19 protein-coding genes are annotated in these 20356 nt (G+C 72.7%); 11 read left to right on the plus strand and 8 right to left on the minus strand.

Annotated features, from left to right (window positions below):
* Positions 1-86: 86 nt before the first annotated feature.
* Entirely contained in the window at positions 87-773 is a 687-nt protein-coding gene (locus AB6L24_RS03565; RefSeq protein WP_405651984.1) for a helix-turn-helix domain-containing protein, read from the minus strand.
* Positions 774-954: 181 nt separating this feature from the next.
* Here AB6L24_RS03565 and AB6L24_RS03570 point away from each other — a divergent pair, with 181 nt between their 5' ends.
* Entirely contained in the window at positions 955-1878 is a 924-nt protein-coding gene (locus AB6L24_RS03570) for an SDR family oxidoreductase (protein WP_405651986.1), read from the plus strand.
* A 422-nt stretch (positions 1879-2300) separates the two neighbouring features.
* On the opposite strand, the gene AB6L24_RS03575 is transcribed toward AB6L24_RS03570, so the two are convergent.
* The 3 genes from AB6L24_RS03575 to AB6L24_RS03585 form a co-directional block, all read right to left on the minus strand.
* Positions 2301-3137 (minus strand): enoyl-CoA hydratase/isomerase family protein, encoded by an 837-nt coding sequence (locus AB6L24_RS03575; protein WP_405651988.1) that lies wholly within the window; start codon positions 3135-3137, stop codon positions 2301-2303.
* A gap of 65 nt (positions 3138-3202) precedes the next feature.
* Positions 3203-3961, minus strand: coding sequence for a PIG-L deacetylase family protein (locus AB6L24_RS03580; RefSeq protein WP_405651990.1), 759 nt, complete (start codon positions 3959-3961; stop codon positions 3203-3205).
* 117 nt (positions 3962-4078) lie between these two features.
* Positions 4079-5380, minus strand: a complete 1302-nt coding sequence (locus AB6L24_RS03585) for an alpha/beta fold hydrolase (protein ID WP_405651992.1) — start codon at positions 5378-5380, stop codon at positions 4079-4081.
* Positions 5381-5578: 198 nt separating this feature from the next.
* Here AB6L24_RS03585 and AB6L24_RS03590 point away from each other — a divergent pair, with 198 nt between their 5' ends.
* Genes AB6L24_RS03590 through AB6L24_RS03605 form a run of 4 tightly spaced genes read left to right on the plus strand, consistent with a single transcriptional unit; the run spans position 5579 to position 9721 of the window.
* Complete coding sequence (locus tag AB6L24_RS03590) at positions 5579-6334, plus strand: (Fe-S)-binding protein (RefSeq protein ID WP_405657022.1); 756 nt, start codon at positions 5579-5581, stop codon at positions 6332-6334.
* Positions 6331-7854 carry a lactate utilization protein B gene (locus AB6L24_RS03595; protein WP_405651994.1) on the plus strand — a complete coding sequence of 508 codons (1524 nt, stop codon included), beginning with the start codon at positions 6331-6333 and terminating at the stop codon, positions 7852-7854. Before AB6L24_RS03590 ends, AB6L24_RS03595 begins: the two co-directional genes overlap by 4 nt.
* On the plus strand, positions 7851-8507 hold the full coding sequence (locus AB6L24_RS03600) for a lactate utilization protein C (RefSeq protein ID WP_405651996.1): 657 nt from the start codon (positions 7851-7853) through the stop codon (positions 8505-8507). Before AB6L24_RS03595 ends, AB6L24_RS03600 begins: the two co-directional genes overlap by 4 nt.
* A gap of 50 nt (positions 8508-8557) precedes the next feature.
* A complete protein-coding gene (locus AB6L24_RS03605; RefSeq protein WP_405651998.1) occupies positions 8558-9721 on the plus strand; it encodes an ABC transporter ATP-binding protein in 1164 nt (387 codons plus the stop codon).
* Positions 9722-9998: 277 nt separating this feature from the next.
* Here AB6L24_RS03605 and AB6L24_RS03610 read toward each other — a convergent pair whose 3' ends face one another.
* The 4 genes from AB6L24_RS03610 to AB6L24_RS03625 form a co-directional block, all read right to left on the minus strand.
* Positions 9999-10919 carry an ABC transporter substrate-binding protein gene (locus AB6L24_RS03610; protein ID WP_405657024.1) on the minus strand — a complete coding sequence of 307 codons (921 nt, stop codon included), beginning with the start codon at positions 10917-10919 and terminating at the stop codon, positions 9999-10001.
* 53 nt (positions 10920-10972) lie between these two features.
* Positions 10973-11650 (minus strand): ABC transporter permease, encoded by a 678-nt coding sequence (locus tag AB6L24_RS03615; RefSeq protein ID WP_405652000.1) that lies wholly within the window; start codon positions 11648-11650, stop codon positions 10973-10975.
* Positions 11647-12327, minus strand: coding sequence for an ABC transporter permease (locus AB6L24_RS03620; RefSeq protein ID WP_405652002.1), 681 nt, complete (start codon positions 12325-12327; stop codon positions 11647-11649). The genes AB6L24_RS03615 and AB6L24_RS03620 overlap by 4 nt, the downstream gene beginning before the upstream one ends.
* Positions 12328-12497: 170 nt before the next feature.
* Positions 12498-12863, minus strand: coding sequence for a cupin domain-containing protein (locus tag AB6L24_RS03625; RefSeq protein ID WP_380844057.1), 366 nt, complete (start codon positions 12861-12863; stop codon positions 12498-12500).
* A gap of 172 nt (positions 12864-13035) precedes the next feature.
* Between AB6L24_RS03625 and AB6L24_RS03630 the strand changes: the two genes are divergently transcribed.
* The 6 genes from AB6L24_RS03630 to AB6L24_RS03655 all read left to right on the plus strand — a co-directional run bounded on the left by AB6L24_RS03630 (position 13036) and on the right by AB6L24_RS03655 (position 20335).
* Positions 13036-14052, plus strand: coding sequence for a peptidyl-alpha-hydroxyglycine alpha-amidating lyase family protein (locus AB6L24_RS03630; RefSeq protein WP_405652004.1), 1017 nt, complete (start codon positions 13036-13038; stop codon positions 14050-14052).
* A gap of 86 nt (positions 14053-14138) precedes the next feature.
* Positions 14139-15173, plus strand: a complete 1035-nt coding sequence (locus AB6L24_RS03635; protein ID WP_405652006.1) for a LacI family DNA-binding transcriptional regulator — start codon at positions 14139-14141, stop codon at positions 15171-15173.
* A gap of 184 nt (positions 15174-15357) precedes the next feature.
* The gene (locus AB6L24_RS03640; RefSeq protein WP_405652008.1) at positions 15358-16791 is read left to right on the plus strand and encodes an extracellular solute-binding protein; all 1434 of its coding nucleotides are present in this window, start codon (positions 15358-15360) and stop codon (positions 16789-16791) included.
* 9 nt (positions 16792-16800) lie between these two features.
* Complete coding sequence (locus tag AB6L24_RS03645; RefSeq protein ID WP_405652010.1) at positions 16801-17757, plus strand: carbohydrate ABC transporter permease; 957 nt, start codon at positions 16801-16803, stop codon at positions 17755-17757.
* A 10-nt stretch (positions 17758-17767) separates the two neighbouring features.
* The gene (locus AB6L24_RS03650; protein ID WP_405652012.1) at positions 17768-18643 is read left to right on the plus strand and encodes a carbohydrate ABC transporter permease; all 876 of its coding nucleotides are present in this window, start codon (positions 17768-17770) and stop codon (positions 18641-18643) included.
* Positions 18644-18721: 78 nt separating this feature from the next.
* Positions 18722-20335: a glycoside hydrolase family 13 protein gene (locus AB6L24_RS03655; RefSeq protein ID WP_405652015.1), complete on the plus strand. Its 1614-nt coding sequence runs from the start codon at positions 18722-18724 to the stop codon at positions 20333-20335.
* The last annotated feature ends 21 nt before the right edge of the window (positions 20336-20356 follow it).

Consider the following 20356-nt stretch of genomic DNA (forward strand, 5'->3'; position numbering starts at 1 on the left):
CCGTGCTCAGGATGCATACTAAGCGGTCGCTTGCCCAGAAGGGAACAGCACGGCCCGCACCGGCGGCGCCCTCTCGCCCTCCCCCCTTACTCCCCCTTGCCGCCCTTCGCGGCGGGCCGCGCCCGTACGTGCATGCGCTCCCCCTGCGGCCCGAAGAGGCTCAGGAACTCCACCGGACCCTCCCCCGTCGACCCGAACCAGTGCGGCACACGCGTGTCGAACTCCGCCGCCTCGCCGGGGCCGAGCACCACGTCGTGCTCGGCGAGCACGAGGCGAAGGCGCCCCGAGAGGACGTACAGCCACTCGTAGCCCTCGTGGGTCCGCGGGTCGGGCGTGTCGGAGCGCGGGGGCTCGATGACCTTGTACGCCTGGAGCCCGCCGGGCTGCCGGGTCAGCGGCACCATCGTCCGCCCGTGCCGGACGATCGGCTTGGCCCGCACCCTCGGGTCGCCCACCGGCGGGGCGCCGACCAGCTCGTCGAGGGGCACCTGGTGGGCGCGGGCGATGGGCAGGAGCAGTTCGAGGCTCGGCCTGCGCCCGCCCGACTCCAGGCGGGACAGGGTGCTGACGGAGATGCCGGTGGCCTCGGAGAGACCGGCGAGGGTGGCGCCGCGCTCCTTGCGGATCTTGCGGAGGCGGGGGCCGACGGCGGTGAGGACCTTGTCGGTGTCGTCGCCGGATGCGGAGTCGGGGGCGAGAGTGGCGTCGTGCGGGCCGGAGGCAGGGGTGGCGTCGTGCGGGTCGGTGACGTCGGACTTCTTTCGGCTTCCCATGCCCCTATTGCAGAATCAGCAAGCCGGTATGTCAATCCAGCACCGACGCCCTGCCCCGCCCCGCCTCGCCTCGCCTCGCCTCGCACTGTGCAGCACTGCCCGGCACTGCCCCGCGACGCCTTCCGCGCTGCCCCGCGCCGCCTCTGGAGCTTTGCGGGCCGTCGCGCTATCGATGGCGTCCATGACGAGTGACGGCACCGCCACACCCCCGCCCCCCGGCCTCCCCGCCCCTCCCCCGCCCGGCGCGAGCGCCCTGCCGCCCGGCACCTTCGACGGCACCGTCGTCCTGGTCACCGGCGGCGGCAGCGGCCTCGGCCTCGCCATCGCGACCGAATTCGCCCGGCTCGGCGCGGACTTGGTGCTCGCGAGCCGGAGCGCGCCCCGCCTCGCCGCGGCCCGCGCGGAACTGGCCGCGCTCGGCGGGCGCGTGGCGACGGCCGTGTGCGACATCCGCGACCCGGACCTGGCCGCCGCCGCGTTCGAGGCCGCGGAGTCGGCGTACGGCCTGCCGGACGTCCTGGTGAACAACGCGGCGGCGAACTTCCCCGTGCCCGCCGAGGAGATGTCCCCGGGCGCCTGGCGCGCGGTCCTGGACACGACGCTCACCGGCACGTTCTTCATGACGCGCGAGTTCGCCCGCCGCCATCTCGCGGCGGGCGCGCCCGGCTCCGTCATCAACATCGGCGCGTCCTACGCCTGGACGGGCGGCCCCGGCTTCGCGCACAGCGCGGCGGCGAAGGCGGGCGTGCGCAGCCTGGTCGAGACCCTCGCGGTGGAATGGGGGCCGTACGGCATCCAGGTCAACGGCCTCGTCCCCGGCCTGATGCCGCACGCGGACATGACGCCCGACATCCGCGACGGCCTCGGCCCCGACCACACCCTGGCCGCCCGCCAGCCCGCCCTCCGCGTGGGCGCGCCGCGCGAACTCGGCTGGGCGGCCACGTTCCTCGCGTCCCCGTACGCCCGCTTCATCACGGGCCACACGCTGGTGGTCGACGGGGCGAACTGGCAGCGGCGGGCCGTGGTGAACCCACCGGTGGTGCCGCTGCGGGAGCAGTTGGGCCGGGCGTCCCCGCCGGAGCGGGCTGGGGGCGCGCCGTCATGAGAGGGCCGGGCGAGGCGTGCGCCATCGTGACGAGGCGCGGGCGGCGCACACCGCCCTGCTTGGGCTTGAGCGAGGAGCGCCCCTCCTGCCCGCCCCGGACGGGGCTCACACCACCGTGACGCGGCTCAGGCGGAGCGCACACGACCTTGCTTGCCTAAGCCTGAGCGCGAGGACCGCCCCTCCTGCCCGGCTCGGGCAGGTCCCACACCACCGTGACGCGCCGCGGACGAGGCGCACACCGCCTTGCCCGAGCCTGAGCAAGGAACGCCCCCTGCCCGCCCCGGGGCGCGGCTCGCCCGACCGTGACGCAACCCCGGCAGGACGCGCGCCTTCGTGACGCGACCTGAGCGGGCTCGCCCCGCCCTGCCTTCGTGGCGCGGCCAAAGCGGGCCCGCCCCGCCCCCACCGAACCCCAGGCCCCCTCACTTCCCCTCGAACTCCGCCTCCCGCCCACCCGCCTTCGCCGCGTACCCCTCCCCCACGTCCTCCGAAGTCAGCGTGACCGCCGCCGTCATCGCCACGCGGTCCAGCGACCGGCCGAGACCCGCGTCCGCGTAGGCGTCGATGTCCCGCTTCACGCCCCGTACGGCGAGGGGCGCGTTCGCGGCGATCTCGGCGGCCACGTCCCGTGCGGCCGGCTCCAGGTCGGTGCGGGGGACGACGAGTTGGGCGAGGTGGAGGCGGGCCGCGGTGGCGGCGTCGATGCGGCGGCCGGTCAGGGCGAGGTACTTGGCCCAGCCCGCGCCCGCGTCCCGGGCGACGCGCAGGTCACCGCCCGCGTCGACGGCGACGCCGAGCCGGGCCTCGGGGAGTGCGAACACGGCGTCGTCGGCGGCGATCCGGACGTCCGCCATCAGGGCGAGTTCGAAGCCGAAGCCAAGGCAGTAGCCCTGCACGGCGGCGACGACGGGCTGCGGCAGGCCCGCGAAGGCCCGGAAGCGCTCGTGCGCCCAGCGGATGCCCTCGTAGTAGTTGGCGGTGCGCTCCGCGGCCGAGCGGCCGGTGATGGCGCCGCCCGGCGCGGTGATGTCGATGCCCGCGCAGAACGCCCGTCCCTCGGCCCGGAGCAGGACCACGCGGATCGCGTCGTCGAAGCGGATGCGGTCGGCGTACAGGCCGAGTTGGCGGGTGGACTCCCAGCTCCAGGCGTTGAGCCGGGCGGGGCGGCAGAGGGTGAGGACGCCGACGCCGTCCTCGACGTCGAGGCGCAGCCGCCGCTCCGCGCCCTCCGGGATGTCCGTGCTGACGGTGTCGATCACCGGTCCGACCCTCTTCCCGCGCCGACGGTACGTATCTGACGTACCGTCAGCCTACGGGCGGGTGCTCACCGGCTGAAGACCTCGAACGCCACGGCGGGCTTGCCGCCGAAGCGGGGCGCGAGCTGCTCGGCGAAGCCGCTGAGGAAGGTGCGGCAGTACTTCTCGGGGTCCTCGTCGGTGAGGACCTCGATGTACGCGCGGTGTTCCAGGAGGGACTGGATGGCGCGCTCCAGGCCGGGGGTCGCGTCCACGGCGTGGGTCGGCGCGTTGGTGCCCGCGACGGCGACCCAGCGCACGCCGTCCCACGGTTCGAGGCCCTGCTCGGACAGCTCGGGGAAGATCCAGCGGTTGCCCGCGTCGGACGCGGCGTCCAGCGTGGCGCGGCCGACCGCGACGTGGTCGGGGGTGTTCCAGGCGACGCCGCCCCAGGTGTCGCGGTGGTTGAGGGTGATGACCAGCTCGGGCTTGTGCTTGCGGATGGCGGCGGCGATGTCGCGGCGCAGCGCGATGCCGTACTCGATCACCCCGTCCTTGTGGTCGAGGAACTCGACGGTGTCCACGCCGACGACGGCGGCGCTGGCCCGCTGCTCGCGCTCGCGCAGCGGCGCGGCCTCGGCGGGCGCGAGGGTGTCGATGCCCGCCTCGCCGCGCGTGGCGAGCACGTACACCACCTCGCGCCCGGCGTCGGTCCACGCGGCTATGGCGCCGGCGCAGCCGTACTCCAGGTCGTCCGGGTGGGCGACGACGGCGAGGGCCCGCTGCCAGTCCTCGGGCATGGGAGTGAGCTGCGTGGGCTCGGCGGCACTGCTCTGCTGGTCGGTCATGGCCGCAGCCTAACCGCGCGCGCCGGGCACCACGAGGTCACATCCCCAGGTCAGCGCGCGCCGCTCGCCGCGTCGCAGTGCGCCATTGCCGGTTCAGAGGCCGGTTCAGAGGCCGGTTCAGAGTTCGCCGCGCACCAGGCCGATGAGCCGGTCGAGGACCCGCGGCCCGCTCACCCGCAGGCCGTCGTGCTCGTACTCGTCCGTGACCCAGGTGCGCAGCCCCCGGATCGTGCGGGCGGTGTCCAGGGAGTGCTCGGTGTCGACGTACAGGTCGTCGTGGTAGACGGCCGCGGCCACCGGCACCTCGTTCGCGGCGAGGCGTGAACGGTCGTACAGCGCGGGCCAGTCGACGCGGTCGGCGAGGAGGTCGGCCGTCTCCCGCAGCGGGCGCAGGGCGGGGTCGGAGTCGAACATCCAGCGCTGCACGGCCTCGCCGGTGAACAGCGGCGGGGCGCCGTCCGCGAGGCTCTTGCCCGCGTCGAAGCGCGGGAACTCCGCCCGCACCCGCTCCGCGGACCAGGCGGTGGGCCGCCCGCCCTGGGCGTAGCAGGCCTCGTGCAGCAGGGCGTACAGCGGCGCCCCGGCGTACGACAGGATGCTCTGGACGGTCTCCTGGAAGGCGTCCGACAGGGCGTGGCCCGCCGGGGTGCGCACGAAGGCGTCCTCCAGGAGGTAGTGCAGCCGGTGGGTGCCGTCGCCGGTGCCGAGCAGGATGCCGAGGGACTGGAACGCCTCGGTGGTGAAGCGGTAGCCGCCGGGCAGGACGGGCTCGTGCTCGGCCACGTACTCGGCGATGCGGCGGGCCCGCTCGGCGTCCTGGGGGTAACGCGCGTAGTGCGCCAGGGACTTGCGCTCCATGCGCGGGTACGCGGCGCGGTACACGTCGTCGGCGTGCCCGTCCAGGGTCGGGAGGCCGCCGGTGATCAGGGCCGCCGCGAGTCCCTCGGGCGCGGCCGACAGGTAATGCGTCGTGCAGAAGCCGCCGAAGCTCTGGCCGAGGACGGTCCAGGGCGCGCCGCCGGTGACCTCGGTCCGGATCGCCTCGCAGTCGCGCACGATCCCGTCGGCGCGGAAGTGCGCGAGGTAGTCGGCCTGTTCACGCGGCCCGCCGCGCAGCGGCAGCGTCTGCCGGTTGGCGGGGGTGGAGCTGCCGGTGCCGCGCTGGTCGAGCAGCAGCACGCGGTAGTCGCGCAGCGCGCGCCCTAGCCACGCCTGCTTCCCGCTGAACCGGTTGGCACCGAAGCCGGGCCCACCCTGGAGGTACACCAGCCACGGCAGCTCCGCGCCCTCGCGCCCCGCCGCGACACACTCCCGGCCGAACAACTCGATCCGCTCACCACCGGGCACATCGTGATCCAACGGCACACTGAACCGCCGATCGGTGAGCACGACCCCGGGCTGACGGTACGACTCGCTCAACACAACTCCTTCAGGTTCGGGGTAACCGTTGCAGCCCGTCCGGCGTTTGAGGACGAGCCCTTGAGGCGATCACTTCAGCCCGTCCCACGCGGAGGGTCAAGGGATGGACCAAAGCCGTGGCACCCCTCTCCCCAAGGCGCCCCCGCCAGATTACGCTGCGCGGGGAAAGCACCGATGATCGACAAGGAGGACCCAGCGTTGCGCGTCGCCCTCTTCCTGACGTGTGTCAACGACACGCTGTATCCCGACACGGGCCGCGCCGTGGTGAAACTCCTGACCAGACTGGGTGTGGACGTGGACTTCCCGGCGGCGCAGACCTGTTGCGGGCAGGCCCACTACAACACGGGCTACCGTCACCAGGCCGAGCCGCTCGCCCGGCATTTCTCCGATGTCTTCGGTGAGTACGACGCCGTCGTGACGCCGTCCGGGTCGTGCGGGTCGATGGTGCGGGAGCTGTATCCGCGGATGGGCGAGCGGGCGCGCGCCGAGGGCCGCGGCGACGGGCTCGCCCGGACGCTGGCGACGGTGGTGCCGAAGACGTACGAGCTGACGGAGTTCCTGGTGGACGTGCTCGGCGTGACCGACGTGGGCGCGTACTACCCGCACACGGTGACGTACCACCCGACCTGTCACGGGCTGCGCTCCCTCGGCCTCGGCGACCGGCCGACGCGGCTGCTCGCGGCCGTCGAGGGGCTCGACCTCGTGGAGCTGCCGGGCGCGCGGGAGTGCTGCGGCTTCGGCGGGACGTTCGCGGTGAAGAACTCCGACGTCTCGGCGGCGATGGGCACGGACAAGGTGCGCGCCGCCGAGTCGACGGGCGCGGAGGTGCTGTGCGCGGCGGACAACTCCTGTCTGATGCACCTCGGCGGCACGATGACGCGGCTTCGCACGGCGATGCGGCCGGTGCACCTCGCGGAGATCCTGGCGAGCACGGAGAAGGAGCCCTGGTCATGAGCGGCACGTATCTCGGGATGCCGGCGTTCCCCGCGGCGGCGCGCGACGCCGTGCGCGACGCGACCCTGCGCGCCAATCTGCGCCACGCCACCCACACCATCCGCGACAAACGCGCGAAGGCCGTCGCGGAGCTCGACGACTGGGAGCGGCTGCGAACGGCCGGACGGCAGATCAAGGACCACACGCTGCGCCACCTCGGCGAGCACCTGCTGCGCCTGGAGGAGGCGGTGACGGCGGCGGGCGGCACCGTGCACTGGGCCGCCGACGCGGACGAGGCGAACCGCATCGTCACCGATCTGGTCCGGGCCACCGGCGAGCGCGAGGTGGTCAAGGTCAAGTCGATGGCCACGCAGGAGATCGGCCTCAACGAAGCCCTGGAGGCCGCGGGCATCCACGCCTACGAGACCGACCTCGCCGAGCTCATCGTGCAGCTCGGCAAGGACCGCCCGTCGCACATCCTCGTACCCGCCATCCACCGCAACCGCGGCGAGATCCGCGACATCTTCGCGCGCGAGATGGCGCAGTGGGGCCGCCCCGCCCCGGACGCCCTGACGGACACGCCCGCCGAACTCGCCGAGGCCGCCCGGCTGCACCTGCGGGAGAAGTTCCTGCGCGCCAGGGTCGGCGTCTCGGGGGCGAACTTCATGGTCGCCGAGACCGGCACCATGGTGGTCGTGGAGTCGGAGGGCAACGGGCGGATGTGCCTGACGCTGCCCGAGACGCTGATCTCCGTGGTCGGCATCGAGAAGGTCGTGCCGACGTGGCGGGACCTGGAGGTGTTCCTGCAGACCCTGCCGCGCTCCTCGACGGCCGAGCGCATGAACCCGTACACGTCGATGTGGACGGGCACCACGGACGGCGACGGGCCCACCGCCTTCCACCTCGTGCTCCTCGACAACGGCCGCACCGACACCCTCGCCGACGAGGTCGGCCGCCAGGCCCTGCGCTGCATCCGCTGCTCGGCCTGCCTGAACGTCTGCCCCGTCTACGAACGGGCCGGAGGGCACGCCTACGGCTCGGTCTACCCGGGCCCCATCGGCGCCATCCTCAGCCCTCAACTGCGCGGCACCGCCAGCGAGATCGACGCCTCCCTGCCCTACGCCTCCAGCCTCTGCGGCGCCTGCTACGAGGTGTGCCCGGTCGCCATCGACATCCCCGAAGTCCTGGTGCACCTGCGCGAACGCGTCGTCCAGGGCGGCGAGTTCACCCGCCACGGCGTGAGGGCGACCCTGAAGCCCGCCCGCGGCCACGCGGCCGAGCGGGCCGCCATGCGCGCGGCGGGCCTGGTGTTCGCCCGGCCGGGGCTGCTGCGGGCCGGGCAGCGCCTCGCCGCCCGGACCCGGCGCGCGCACCCCCGGACGCTGCCGGGTCCTGGCCGTGCGTGGAGCGCGACGCGGGATCTGCCGACGGTGCCGAAGGAGTCGTTCCGCGACTGGTGGCAGCGCACGCAGGGACGTACGGCGAGACCGGCGGGGGCTTCCGCCGAGGGGCGTACCGAGGACGGGAAGGCGGGAGCGTGAGTTCCAAGGACATCATCCTGGGGCGGATCGGCCGGGCGCTCGGGCCGGTCCCCGACGAGCCGTACGACTCGGCCGTCGACCGGGACTACGCGCGCGAGCACGGTGAGCGCACCACCGGGCAGACCGTCGACCTGCTCGCCGAGAACCTCGCCGACTACCGGGCGATCGTGCACCGCACGGGCGAGGACGAGCTGTCGGACCTGCTGATGCGGCTCCTGGCCCTGCGCGGCGCCCGGAACGTCCTCGTGCCGCCCGCCCTGCCGCCGGGATGGCTGGCCGCCGCCGACCCGGTCCGCATCCACGACCGGGCCGCGAGCACCACGGCGGAGCTGGACCGGGCCGACAGCGTCGTCACCGGCTGCGCGATCGCGATCGCCGAGACCGGCACCCTCGTCCTCGACGGCTCGCCCGACCAGGGGCGCCGCCGCATCACCCTCGTCCCCGACCACCACATCTGCGTCGTCCGCGTCCCCGACCAGGTCGTCTCCTCCGTGCCCCGGGCCATGGAGCGGCTGGACCCCGGGCGCCCGCTCACCTGGATCTCCGGTCCTTCCGCGACCAGCGACATCGAACTCGACCGCGTCGAGGGCGTGCACGGGCCGCGCACCCTGGAGGTGGTCCTGGTGAGCGGGAGCCCCACGGCGGACGCCTGAGCGGTCGCCGAGCGTGTGCGGGGTGGAACACGCACGGCTAGCGTGAGGGAATGATCCGGTTCGAGCAGGTGACCAAGCGCTACCCGGACGGCACGACGGCCGTGGACGACCTCTCCTTCGAGGTCGCCGAGGGAGAGCTGGTCACGCTCGTCGGCCCGTCCGGCTGCGGCAAGACCACCACGATGATGATGGTGAACCGGCTCATCGAGCCGACCTCCGGCCGCATCTACGTCAACGGCGAGGACATCGCCGCCGTCGACCCCGTACGCCTGCGGCGCCGCATCGGCTACGTCATCCAGCAGGTCGGCCTCTTCCCGCACCGCACCGTCCTCGACAACACCGCGACCGTGCCCGCCCTCGTCGGCTGGAAGCGGGCCAGGGCACGGGCCCGCGCCGCCGAACTCCTCGACCTGGTCGGGCTCGACCCGAAGACGTACGGGCCGCGCTATCCCGAGCAGCTCTCCGGCGGACAGCGCCAGCGCGTCGGCGTGGCCCGCGCCCTCGCCGCCGACCCGCCCGTGCTCCTGATGGACGAGCCGTTCGGCGCCGTCGACCCCGTCGTGCGCGAACGGCTCCAGAACGAGTTCCTGAACCTCCAGCGGACCGTGCGCAAGACCGTCCTGATGGTCACCCACGACATCGAGGAGGCCGTCCGCCTCGGCGACCGGGTCGCCGTGTACGGGCAGGGGCGCATCGAGCAGTTCGACACGCCGGGCGCCGTCCTCGGCACGCCCGCGACGCCGTACGTGGCCAGGTTCGTCGGCGCCGACCGCGGGCTCAAGCGGCTCTCGGTCACCGAGATCGAGGTCGACGACCTGGAACAGCCGCCCGTCGCCCGCCTCGACGAGTCCGCCGCGCAGGCCGCGGCCCGGCTGCGCGGGGACGACGCCCGCTGGGCGATGGTCCTCGACGAGGGCGGCGACCTGCACGGCTGGGTCGGCGTCGACGAGGTCGGCCTCGCCGGGGACGACGCCACCGTCGGCGACCTCGCCCACCGCATGAACGCCTGGGTGCCCGTGGGCGCGCCCCTGAAGCAGGCGTTCGGCGTGATGCTCCAGCACGACGCCGGCTGGGTCGCCGTCGTGGACGGCGCCCGCTTCGTCGGGGTCCTCACCCCGGCGAAGCTGCATGAGGCGCTGCGGCGGTCGGTGGACGCGGATGCCCACGGCGTGGGGCGGGGGGACGTGGAGTTCGACTCGGTCTCCGACGCGTAGCGCCTCTCCGGCGCGGGGTGGGCCGGGGGTTCCCTGCGGGGGGCTCTTGGCTGCGCCATGGCGGGGGTTGTCTGTCGGCCTTCGTCGGGATCTTGGCTGCGCCAAGGCGGGGGTTGTCTGTTGGCCTTCGTGGGGATTGTGGCTGCGCCATGGCGGGGGGTGTTCGGCACCGCCGAGATGCTTGTGGGGGTGTTCGCCGTTGCGGCGGAGAGAAGCGCCCCGTCCGGGGAGGTGGAGCAAGTGCGGCGGGCGGCGGGCGGCGGGCGGCGGGCAAGCGCTACAGCAGGTCCTTGGTCTCCAGGTACTTCTTCGCCACGTCCTCCGGCAGGCGGCGCCAGCTGTCCACCTGTCTGTTGAGGTCTGCCAGGTCCGCTGTCGTCAGGACCGTGTTGAGGCGGGCCAGGGCGCGGGAGACGCCCTTGCTGCCGGCGCGGGAGCGGTTGACGACGGGGACGATGTAGTCGGCGTTCTGGAGGTTCTTGTCGTCGGTGAGGAGGACGAGGCCGAACTCGTCGAGGGTGGCGTCCGTCGTGGTGGTGAGGACCATCTGGTCCTGGCCGCTCTGGACGGCCTTCTTGGCCTGGGTGGTGCCGACGCCCTTGGGGTCGACGCCGGTGATGTCGATGCCGTAGACCTTCTTCAGGCCGGGTTCGCAGTACGGGCGCTGGACGCATTCGTCGCCCGCGGCCAGGCGGACCTTGAGGCCGGACTTGCCGAGGTCGCTGAGGGACTTGAGGTGGTGTTCGCGGGCGTACGCGGCGGTGACGGCGAACGCGTTCTGGTCCACGGCCCTGCCGGGGTCGAGGACGGTGAGGCCGCGGGGCGCGGCGAGCTCGCGCAGGGCCTTCATGGTGGCGTCGAGGTCGGGTGAGCCGACGGGCTTCGCGTCGGCGCCGTTGACCTTCGCGTTCAGCCAGTCGGCGAACGTGGCCGCGTACTCGGGCACGACGTCGATCTGTCCGGACTCCAGGGCGGGTTCGTAGAGTTCGCGGTTGGCGACGGACAGGATCTCGGTGTCGTAGCCGGCCTTGTCCAGGAGGAGCGCGTACATCTGCGCGAGCAGGTCGCTCTCCGTGAATCCGGCGGAGCCGACGACGAGGTGCTTGCTGTCGCCGGGCGGCGCGGTGACCTTGTCCTGGGTCTCCAGGGAGGGACCCGAGTCGCAGCCGGAGGCGAGCAGTACGGCGGCCGCGAGCAGCACGCCGCACCGGGTAAGCCGGTTGCGTCCGCGAACGGTGCGTGTCACGCCGCTCACCCCTTCCCCGTCTTGCGCGCCCACCGGGGCGCGAGCCGCTCGACGGCCTCGAACACGCCCTCGACCAGCAGGGCGAACACGGCGACGAGCACCGCGCCCGCCACCACTTGGGGCGTGCTGGCCAGGTTGAAGCCCGCCGTGATGATGCGGCCGAGGCCGCCGCCGCCCGCGAGCGCGGCGATGGTCGCGGTGGCGACGAGCTGGACGGCGGCGATGCGGACGCCGCTCATGATCAGGGGCAGCGCGAGCGGCGCCTCGACCCGCCAGAGCATCTGCCGCCCCGTCATGCCCATCCCGCGCGCGGCCTGGACGACGCTGCGGTCGACGCCGCGCATGCCGACGTAGGCGTTGGTGAGCAGCGGCGGCACGGCGAACAGGACCAGGGCGACGACGGTGGGGCCCTCGCCCCACTTGCCGAGCGGGGTGAGCAGGAGCAGCACGAGGACCGCGAACGTCGGTACGGCGCGCCCGACGTTGGAGATGTTCACGGCGAGCGCGCCGCCCTTGCCGAGGTGGCCGAGGACCAGGGCGACGGGCAGCGCGATGAGGCAGCTGATCAGGAGGCAGACGACGGTGAGGACGAGGTGCTGGGTCAGCCGGTGCCAGATGCCGTCGTCGCCCGCCCAGTGCGCGGAGTCGGCGAGCCAGTCCCAGGCGTCGGTGAGGGTGTTCACGCGCGGGCCGCCCTCGTCCAGGGTGTGAGGACGCGCTGTACGCCGAGCAGCAGCAGGTCGGCGAGGACGGCGATGACCACGCAGAGCACGGAGGCGGTGAGGACCTGGGCCTTGAAGTAGGTGTTCATCCCGGAGTAGATGAGGTTGCCGAGTCCGCCGAAGCCGACGATCGCGCCGACGGTGACGAGGGAGACCGCCGAGACGGTGGCGATGCGCAGGCCCGCCATGGCGGCGGGCAGCGCGAGCGGCAGTTCGACGGTCAGGAGCAGGCGGATCGGTCCGTAGCCCATGCCGCGGGCGGCCTGCCGGGTGTCCTCGGGGACGGCCCGCAGGCCCGCGAGGATGTTGCGGACGAGCAGCGTCAGCGAGTACAGGACGAGCCCGGCGACGACGAGCGTCGAGGACAGGCCGTACACGGGAAGCAGCAGCGAGAACATCGCGAGCGACGGGATCGTGTACAGGACGGTGGTGACCGCGAGCACCGGTCCGGCGGCGAGGCCCCAGCGCCGGGAGACCACGGCCAGGGGCAGGGCGATGACGAGGGCGATCAGGACGGAGACCGCGGTGAGTTCCAGGTGCTGCAGGACGGCGTCGAGCAGGATCTCGCGGCGGGTGCTCAGATACTCACCGCAGATCCACTCGTTGCGCGCGAGGCAGTCGTCCGGGGGCGCGGTCACCCGTCCATTCCAGCGGGCCGCGCCGGGGGCGGCATGTCCTGGTGGACCGTCCGGGGCGGGGTGCCGCGCGGGCGGGGCGTGCGGTCCGTCGAGGGCAGCGCCTCCCGGGGGCCGGGACGGCGGGCCCCGTTCCCGCGGCCGCCGGCCGCCGGTCAGGGGCCGGGCCGCTCCTACTCGCCCGCCGCCTTCGCGTACTCCTGCGCCATGCCGCCCGCGAAGTCGAACACCACGACGGGTTCCTCACCCACCACCCAGGCGTCGTGTCCCGGCGGGCAGACGAAGACGTCGCCCGGTCCGACCTCGGTCTCGCCGCCGTCGTCCATGAGCAGGTGCATCCGCCCCTCGACGACGTAGCCGTTGTGGTGGATCAGGCAGCTCGCGGTGCCCGCGATCGGTCCCACGGACTCGGACCAGCGCCAGCCGGGCTCGAAGGTGCCCACGGCGAAGTCCAGACCGGTGAGATGGACGGCTTCGAGGTGACCGCGGGGGAAGTCACGCCGCTCATCCGGCTTTTCGACCGCCTTGACCTCGATCATGATGACTTCCTCCGTTCCGGGCTGCACCGGCCCTACACTCCATCGTCCGCCTGTCAAGCCGGGGGCGCCACTTGGGGGACCGCCCCGCACGGCCGCCCTCTGTCGCCCGGCCGTGCGGCCGTCCTATGATCCGGACCCGCTTGATCCGGACCCGCTCGTCCTGGGAGGACCCGTGGCCGTCGGACCCGCGACCGCTGAGACCGTCTACGAACCCGTCCCGTACTGGGCCCGGATCCCGCACGGGGTGTGGCTGAGGGAGGCCACGTCCGTCGCCGTGGACTCCGAGGACCGCGTGCATGTCTTCAACCGCGGCAACATGCCCGTGCTCGTCTTCGACCGGGACGGGAACGTCGTCGACATGTGGGGCAACGACACCCCGTTCGCCGGGACCGAGTTGTTCGAGGACCCGTACGGCAACACGATGCCGCGCTGGAAGGGCTGCCGGTTCCTGCGCCCCCACGCGATCACCGTCGACCACGAGGACCACCTGTGGCTCGTGGACGACGTGGGGAACCGCGTCACCAAGACCGACCGGCAGGGCAACACGCTCCTGACCCTCGGCACCGGCCGTCCGGCGCCGTTCCAGAGCGGCGAGCCCTTCAACCGGCCCACCGACGTGGCGATATCGCCCCTGACCGGCGACGTCTTCGTGTCCGACGGCTACGGCAACTCGCGCGTCCACCGCTACGACGCCGCGGGCACCCATCTGCTGTCCTGGGGCGGACCCGGCACCGACGAGGGCCGGTTCAGCCTTCCGCACGGCCTGGCCCTGTGCGGCGACGACGAGGTGATCGTCTGCGACCGCGAGAACCACCGCGTCCAGGTGTTCTCCCTCGACGGCGGGTTCCGCGCCTCCTGGCACGCCCACAAGGCGGTCGCCGTCTGCGCGGGCCGGGGCGCCGACACCAACGTGTACGTGGCCGAGCAGGGGCCGCCGCCGGTGCAGCAGGGCGTGCCCGGCCTCGGCCACAAGATCCAGATCTATGACCGCGCGGGGCGGCTCGTCACCCGGTTCGGCGCCGAACTGCCCGGCGAGGCCCCGGAGCAGTTCAACTGGCTGCACAGCGTCGCGGTGGACTCCGAGGGCAGTGTGTACGCGGCGGAGGTGTCGTACGTCGAGGTCGGCAGCAAGCTGACGCCGCCCCGGGAGCTGGTGAGCCTGCGCAAGTGGCGGCGGGTGCGGGGCTGACGGGCGCGCGTGCGGGGCCGCGCGGGACAGAGGGGCCGACGCCGTTCACGCAAGCGCCGCGCAAGTCTTGCGCTAATCTTGCGTTCATGACGCGACGACTTGCTCAGGTGGCGAAGAAGGTCGGGGTCAGCGAGGCCACGGTCAGCCGGGTGCTCAACAACAAGCCGGGGGTCTCGGACGCCACCCGGCAGGCGGTCCTCTCCGCGCTCGACGTGCTCGGCTACGAACGGCCGACCCTGCTGCGCGGGGAGCGCGCCCGTCTGGTGGGGCTCGTCCTGCCGGAGCTGCAGAATCCGATCTTCCCGGCGTTCGCCGAGGTCATCGGGGGCTCCCTCGCCCAGCAGGGGCTCACCCCGGTCCTGTGCACGCAGACCAAGGGCGGCGTCTCGGAGGCGGACTACGTGGAACTGCTGCTCCAGCAGCAGGTGTCGGGCGTCGTCTTCGCGGGCGGCCTGTACGCCCAGGCCGACGCGCCGCACGACCACTACAAGCAGCTCGCCGCGCGCAACATCCCGGTGGTCCTGGTGAACGCGGCCATCGAGCACCTGGGCTTCCCCGCCGTCTCGTGCGACGACGCCGTGGCCGTCGAGCAGGCCTGGCGCCACCTGGTCTCGCTCGGCCACGAACGCATCGGCCTGGTGCTCGGCCCCGCCGACCACATGCCCTCGCAGCGCAAGCTGGCCGCGGCCCGCGCGCTGGCCGACACGGCGGGCGGGCGGCTGCCTCAGGAGCGGGTGGCGCGGGCGATGTTCTCGCTGGAGGGCGGCCAGGCCGCGGCGGCCAGGCTGCTCGACGCCGGGGTCACCGGCATCGTCTGCGCCAGCGACCCGCTCGCGCTCGGCGCCGTCCGGGCGGCCCGCCGCCGGGGTCTGGTGGTGCCGCGGGACGTGTCGGTGGTCGGCTTCGACGACTCCGCGTTCATGAACTGCACCGAGCCACCGCTCACCACGGTCCGCCAGCCGATCGAGGCCATGGGCCGCGCCGCGGTCGAGCTGCTCACCCTCCAGATCGCGGGCAGCGCGGTCCCGTCGGGGGAACTGCTCTTCGAGCCGGAGCTGGTGGTGCGGGGCTCCACGGCACAGGTGGCACGTGCGGGCACGGGCGACACGGGCGGGGTGTGATCAGCCGCCGCGAGGACGACAACGCGCGACAGTCGAATATTTTCAATTTACGCGCGAGATATTGCGGCTTGGTGTCGGCGGTGCTTGAGTGAGCGCCGCCGCACAGCTCTCCGCTGTGGGCTTCCCCAGCTCCCGCCATGCCCTGCCCGCACGGGCGGTGGCGCTGCCCCAGAGGGGTCCACCGATGAGAAGCACCGGGATACGCCGACCACACGTGAGCCGCACGCGCCGCCCCCGCCGCACCACCACGACCGCGCTCGCCGCCACGCTCGCCCTCACCGTGCTCGCCGCCTGCGGCACCAGCAGCAGCGACGACGGGGGCGACGGCAACGCCGCGGACGCGGCCGACGCGGCTTCACCGCTGGACCCGAAGACCAAGGTCACGCTCACCATCGACTGCATGCCGCCGGCTGCGGAGAAGGCCGAGCTCAAGCAGTGGAAGGAGGACGTCAAGGCGTTCAACGCCACGTACCCGAACGTCACGATCAAGGGCAAGCAGACCGATCCGTGTCTGGAGCCGCCCCGGTTCACGGCGATGCTGAAGGCCAAGTCCCAACCCGACGTCTTCTACACGTACTTCACCGACCTCCAGCAGGTCCTCGACAACGACGGCGCCACCGACATCAGCGCCTACGTCAACGACCGGTCGGTGCCCGCGCTCGGCGACATGGACCCAGACGTCCTGGACGTGTTGAAGAAGGACGGCAAGCTCTACGGCCTGCCCTACAGCAACTACACGATGGGCCTGCTGATCAACCGTCCGCTCTTCGAGAAGGCCGGACTCGACCCCGACAAGCCGCCCACCACCTGGGCGGAGGTCCGCACGGCGGCGAAGCGGATCGCCGCGCTCGGTGACGGCGTCGCCGGGTTCGGCGAGTACAGCGCGGGCAACAACGGCGGCTGGCACTTCACCGCGACGGCCTACGGCCTCGGCGGCAGCATCGTCGACGCGGACGGCACCGAGGCCGCGTTCAACGACGCCACCGGCAAGCGGATCCTCGACAACCTGAAGGCCATGCGCTGGGACGACGACAGCATGGGCAGGACACAGCTCCTGAAGTGGGGCGACCTGCAGAAGCAGATGGCGTCGGGGAAGCTCGGCATGTTCCTCGCCGCGCCCGACGACATCACGTACATGGTGCAGAACCTCGGCGCGAAGTACGGGGACTACGGGATGGCGCCGATCCCCGGGCAGCAGGCCACGCTCTTCGGCGGCAACGACTACATGATCAAGAAGGGCGTCTCGGCCGACAAGGTCAAGGCCGCGATCGCCTGGATCAACTTCAAGTTCCTCACCCCCGGCAAGGGCCAGTTCGACTGGGCCCGCACCAAGGCGGACGGCCTGCCCGTCGGCCTGCCGCAGCCCAACTTCTGGACCGGGCAGACGAAGACGGCCGACGACAAGGCCCGCGCCACCAGCTCCACCATGCCCGTGGCGAACTTCAAGGCGTTCACCGCGCATCCCGTGCAGGGCAAGCCCGAGCCGCCCAAGGCGCAGGAGATCTACAAGGTCCTCGACACCGCCATGTCGGCCGTCCTCACCAACGAGGACGCCGACACGGGCAAGCTGCTCGACACCGCGGAGAAGCAGGTCAACCAGATCCTGGCGAACCAGTAGGGGGACACCGTGTCGGCCCCCACCCTGTCCGAGCGCACGACCCCGCCGCCCGTCCCGGACCCCGGCGCCACCCGCTCCCCGCACCGACGCGCCGCGTTCCGGCAGGCGCTGAAGCGCAATCTCACCGCCCACGGCTTCCTCGTCGGCGCCGTGCTCTGCTTCGCGTTCTTCTCCTGGTACCCGATGGTCAGGGAGTTCTTCCTGGCGTTCGAGAAGCGCGAGGACGGCGCGACCGTCTGGGCGGGCTGGTCGAACTTCACGTACATCTTCAACGACCCCGCGTTCTGGCAGGCCTGGCGGAACACGCTCCTGTTCACGGGGCTCGCACTGCTCCTCGGATTCGTCGTGCCGTTCGTGGTCGCGCTCGTGCTCAATGAGTTCCGGCACGGCCGGGGCTATCTGCGGCTGCTCGTGTATCTGCCGGTGATGCTGCCGCCGGTCGCCTCGGTGCTCCTCTTCAAGTACTTCTACGACCCCGGGTACGGCCTGTTCAACCGGATGCTCGGCGCGGTCGGTCTTCCGGAGCAGCAGTGGCTCCAGTCGACCGACACGGCGATGCTGTCCGTGGTGATCGCGGCGACGTGGATGAACATGGGCGGCGCGACCCTGATCTATCTGGCCGCGCTCCAGGGCATCCCGGGCGAGCTGTACGAGGCCGCGGAGCTGGACGGCGCGGGGATCCTCCGCAAGATCTGGCACGTCACGATCCCGCAGACCCGCCTCGTCCTGTCGCTGATGCTGCTCATGCAGATCATCGCCACCATGCAGGTGTTCGTGGAGCCGTTCCTGCTCACCGGGGGCGCGGGCCCCGAGGGCGCGACGCTCACCGTGGTCCAGCTGATCTACCAGTACGCGTTCACCTTCAACAACTACGGCAGCGCGGCCGCCCTCGGCCTGGTGCTGCTCGTCCTGCTCGCCGTGTTCTCGGCGGCGTACGTCCGGCTGAGCCGCGTGAGCGAGGAGTGAGGGAGCCCCGATGTCGACACGCACCCTGATCTCCCCCGCCCAACTCGCGCGGCCGCGCGGCAGGTTCCTCTACTGGACGGCCCTCGCCCTGGTCCTCGTGGTCTTCACGCTGGTGTTCATCGGGCCGCTGTACTGGATGGTGACCAGCGGCCTGAAGTCCCCGCAGGAGTTCGCGCAGACCCCGCCCACGCTGGTCCCCGAGGACGCCCACCCCGGCAACTACGCCGACGCCTGGGGGGTGATGGACCTGGCGAAGCTCCTCGGCAACACGCTGTACTACGCCCTCGGCGCCCTCGCCTTCCAGCTCGTCTTCGACGTGGCGGCGGCCTACTCGCTCTCCAAGCTGCGCCCGGTCCTCGGCAACGTGATCCTCGGCGCGATGCTGGTGACCCTGATGATCCCGGCGACCGTCCTCGTCGTACCGCAGTACCTGACCGTCCTCGACGTGCCGATCGTCGAGCGGAACCTCGTCAACTCGCCCTGGGTGATCTGGCTGCCCTCGGTCACCAACGCGTTCAACATCTTCCTGCTCAAGCGGTTCTTCGACTCGATCCCGCGCGAGCTCCTGGACGCCGCCGCCATCGACGGGGCCTCGCCGCTGCGCACCCTGCGCTCGGTGGTCCTGCCGATCTCCCGGCCGATCCTCGGCGTCGTGTCGATCTTCGCGGTGGTCGGGGTGTGGAAGGACTTCCTCTGGCCCATGCTGACGCTGCCCGACCCGGGCAAGCAGACCATCAACGTCGGGATCTACTCGCTCGCCGCGAGCGTCACCGAGAACTGGCTGCTCGCCGCCCTCGTCATCGCCTCCCTGCCGACCCTCGTGATCTTCCTGGTGTGCCAGCGCCACATCATGAGCGGCCTGACCGCCGGCAGCCTCAAGGGCTGATCCGGCGGGCCGCCGGCCCCTCTCCCCCACCCCGCCCCGGCCGGCGGCGGGGTCCCCCTGCCCGAAAGGACCGTCACCGTGGCAGCCACGCGACCGACCACCCCCGACGCCGACTGGTGGCGCTCCGCCGTCATCTACCAGGTGTACGTACGCAGCTTCGCGGACGGCGACGGCGACGGCACCGGAGACCTGGCGGGCGTGCGCGCCAAGCTGCCGTACCTCGCCGAACTCGGCGTGGACGCCCTGTGGTTCAACCCCTGGTACCTGTCGCCGATGGTCGACGGCGGCTACGACGTGGCCGACTACCGCGTGATCGACCCGGCGTTCGGCACGGTCGCCGAGGCCGAGAAGCTGATCGCCGAGGCCCGGGCCCTCGGCTTGCGCACCATCGTCGACATCGTCCCGAACCACGTCTCCGACCAGCATGTCTGGTTCCGGGCGGCGCTCGCCGCGGGGCCAGGGAGCCCCGAGCGCGAGCTGTTCCACTTCCGGCCGGGGCGCGGCGCGCACGGCGAACTGCCGCCCAACGACTGGCCGTCGCAGTTCGCCGCGTCCGCCTCCACCTGGACCCGCGTCCCGGACGGCGAGTGGTACCTGCACCTGTTCGCGCCCGAGCAGCCCGACCTCAACTGGGCGCATCCGGCGGTCCGCCAGGAGCACGAGGACGTGCTGCGGTTCTGGCTGGAGCGGGGGGTCGCGGGCGTACGGATCGACTCCGCGGCGCTGCCCGCGAAGGATCCCGCGCTGCCCGACTTCGTCGAGGGCAGGGACCCGCACCCGTTCCTCGACCGCGACGAGCTGCACGACATCTACCGCTCCTGGCGGGCCGTCGCCGACGAGTACGGGGCGGTCTTCGTGGGCGAGGTGTGGCTGCCGGACTCCGAGCGCTTCGCCCGCTATCTGCGCCCCGACGAGCTGCACACCGCCTTCAACCTGTCCTTCCTCAGCTGCCCCTGGGACGCGGTGCGCCTGCGCACGTCCGTCACGGAGACCCTCGCCGAGCACGCCCCGGTCGGCGCGCCCGCGACCTGGGTCCTGTGCAACCACGACGTGACGCGCACCGTGACCCGCTACGGCCGCGCGGACACCGGCTTCGACTTCGCCACGAAGGCCTTCGGCACCCCGACCGACCTGGGCCTCGGCACCCGCAGGGCGCGGGCCGCCGCGCTGCTCTCGCTCGCCCTGCCCGGCTCGGTGTACGTCTACCAGGGCGAGGAGCTCGGCCTGCCCGAGTGCGCGATTCCGCCGGGGCGGATCCAGGACCCGATGCACTTCCGGTCGGGCGGCGGCGATCCGGGCCGCGACGGGTGCCGGGTGCCGTTGCCGTGGGTGGCGGGCGCGCCGCACGCGGGCTTCGGGTCCGTGGCGGAGCCCTGGCTTCCGCAGCCCGCGGACTGGGCGGCGTACGCGGCCGACCGGCAGTCCGGCGACCCGGCGTCGATGCTCGCCCTGTACCGCGCGGCGTTGCGGATCCGGCGCGCCGGGCCCGGCTTCGGGGACGGCCCGCTGACCTGGCTGCCCGCCCCCGACGGGGTCCTCTCGTTCGCGCGCGGCGACGGCCTGGTCTGCGTGGTGAACTTCGCCGCCGCGCCCTGCGCACCGCCCGCCCACACCAGCCTCCTGCTGGCCAGCGGCCCCCTGGACGACGAGGGGCGGCTCCCGCAGGACACGGCGGCCTGGCTGCGGGTCTGACCCGCGGCGGGGCCGCCGCCC

This window comes from Streptomyces sp. RK9 (assembly GCF_045070545.1).
In the GTDB taxonomy this organism is placed as follows: domain Bacteria; phylum Actinomycetota; class Actinomycetes; order Streptomycetales; family Streptomycetaceae; genus Streptomyces; species Streptomyces alboflavus.

Excerpts from the sequence above, each read along its gene's own strand:
- AB6L24_RS03625 (WP_380844057.1), bottom strand. The coding sequence starts at position 12,863 with ATGATCGAGGTCAAGGCGGTCGAAAAGCCGGATGAGCGGCGTGACTTC.
- AB6L24_RS03595 (WP_405651994.1), top strand. The coding sequence starts at position 6,331 with ATGAGCGGCACGTATCTCGGGATGCCGGCGTTCCCCGCGGCGGCGCGC.
- AB6L24_RS03650 (WP_405652012.1), top strand. The coding sequence starts at position 17,768 with ATGTCGACACGCACCCTGATCTCCCCCGCCCAACTCGCGCGGCCGCGC.
- AB6L24_RS03580 (WP_405651990.1), bottom strand. The coding sequence starts at position 3,961 with ATGACCGACCAGCAGAGCAGTGCCGCCGAGCCCACGCAGCTCACTCCC.
- AB6L24_RS03565 (WP_405651984.1), bottom strand. The coding sequence starts at position 773 with ATGGGAAGCCGAAAGAAGTCCGACGTCACCGACCCGCACGACGCCACC.
- AB6L24_RS03570 (WP_405651986.1), top strand. The coding sequence starts at position 955 with ATGACGAGTGACGGCACCGCCACACCCCCGCCCCCCGGCCTCCCCGCC.
- AB6L24_RS03605 (WP_405651998.1), top strand. The coding sequence starts at position 8,558 with ATGATCCGGTTCGAGCAGGTGACCAAGCGCTACCCGGACGGCACGACG.
- AB6L24_RS03635 (WP_405652006.1), top strand. The coding sequence starts at position 14,139 with ATGACGCGACGACTTGCTCAGGTGGCGAAGAAGGTCGGGGTCAGCGAG.
- AB6L24_RS03640 (WP_405652008.1), top strand. The coding sequence starts at position 15,358 with ATGAGAAGCACCGGGATACGCCGACCACACGTGAGCCGCACGCGCCGC.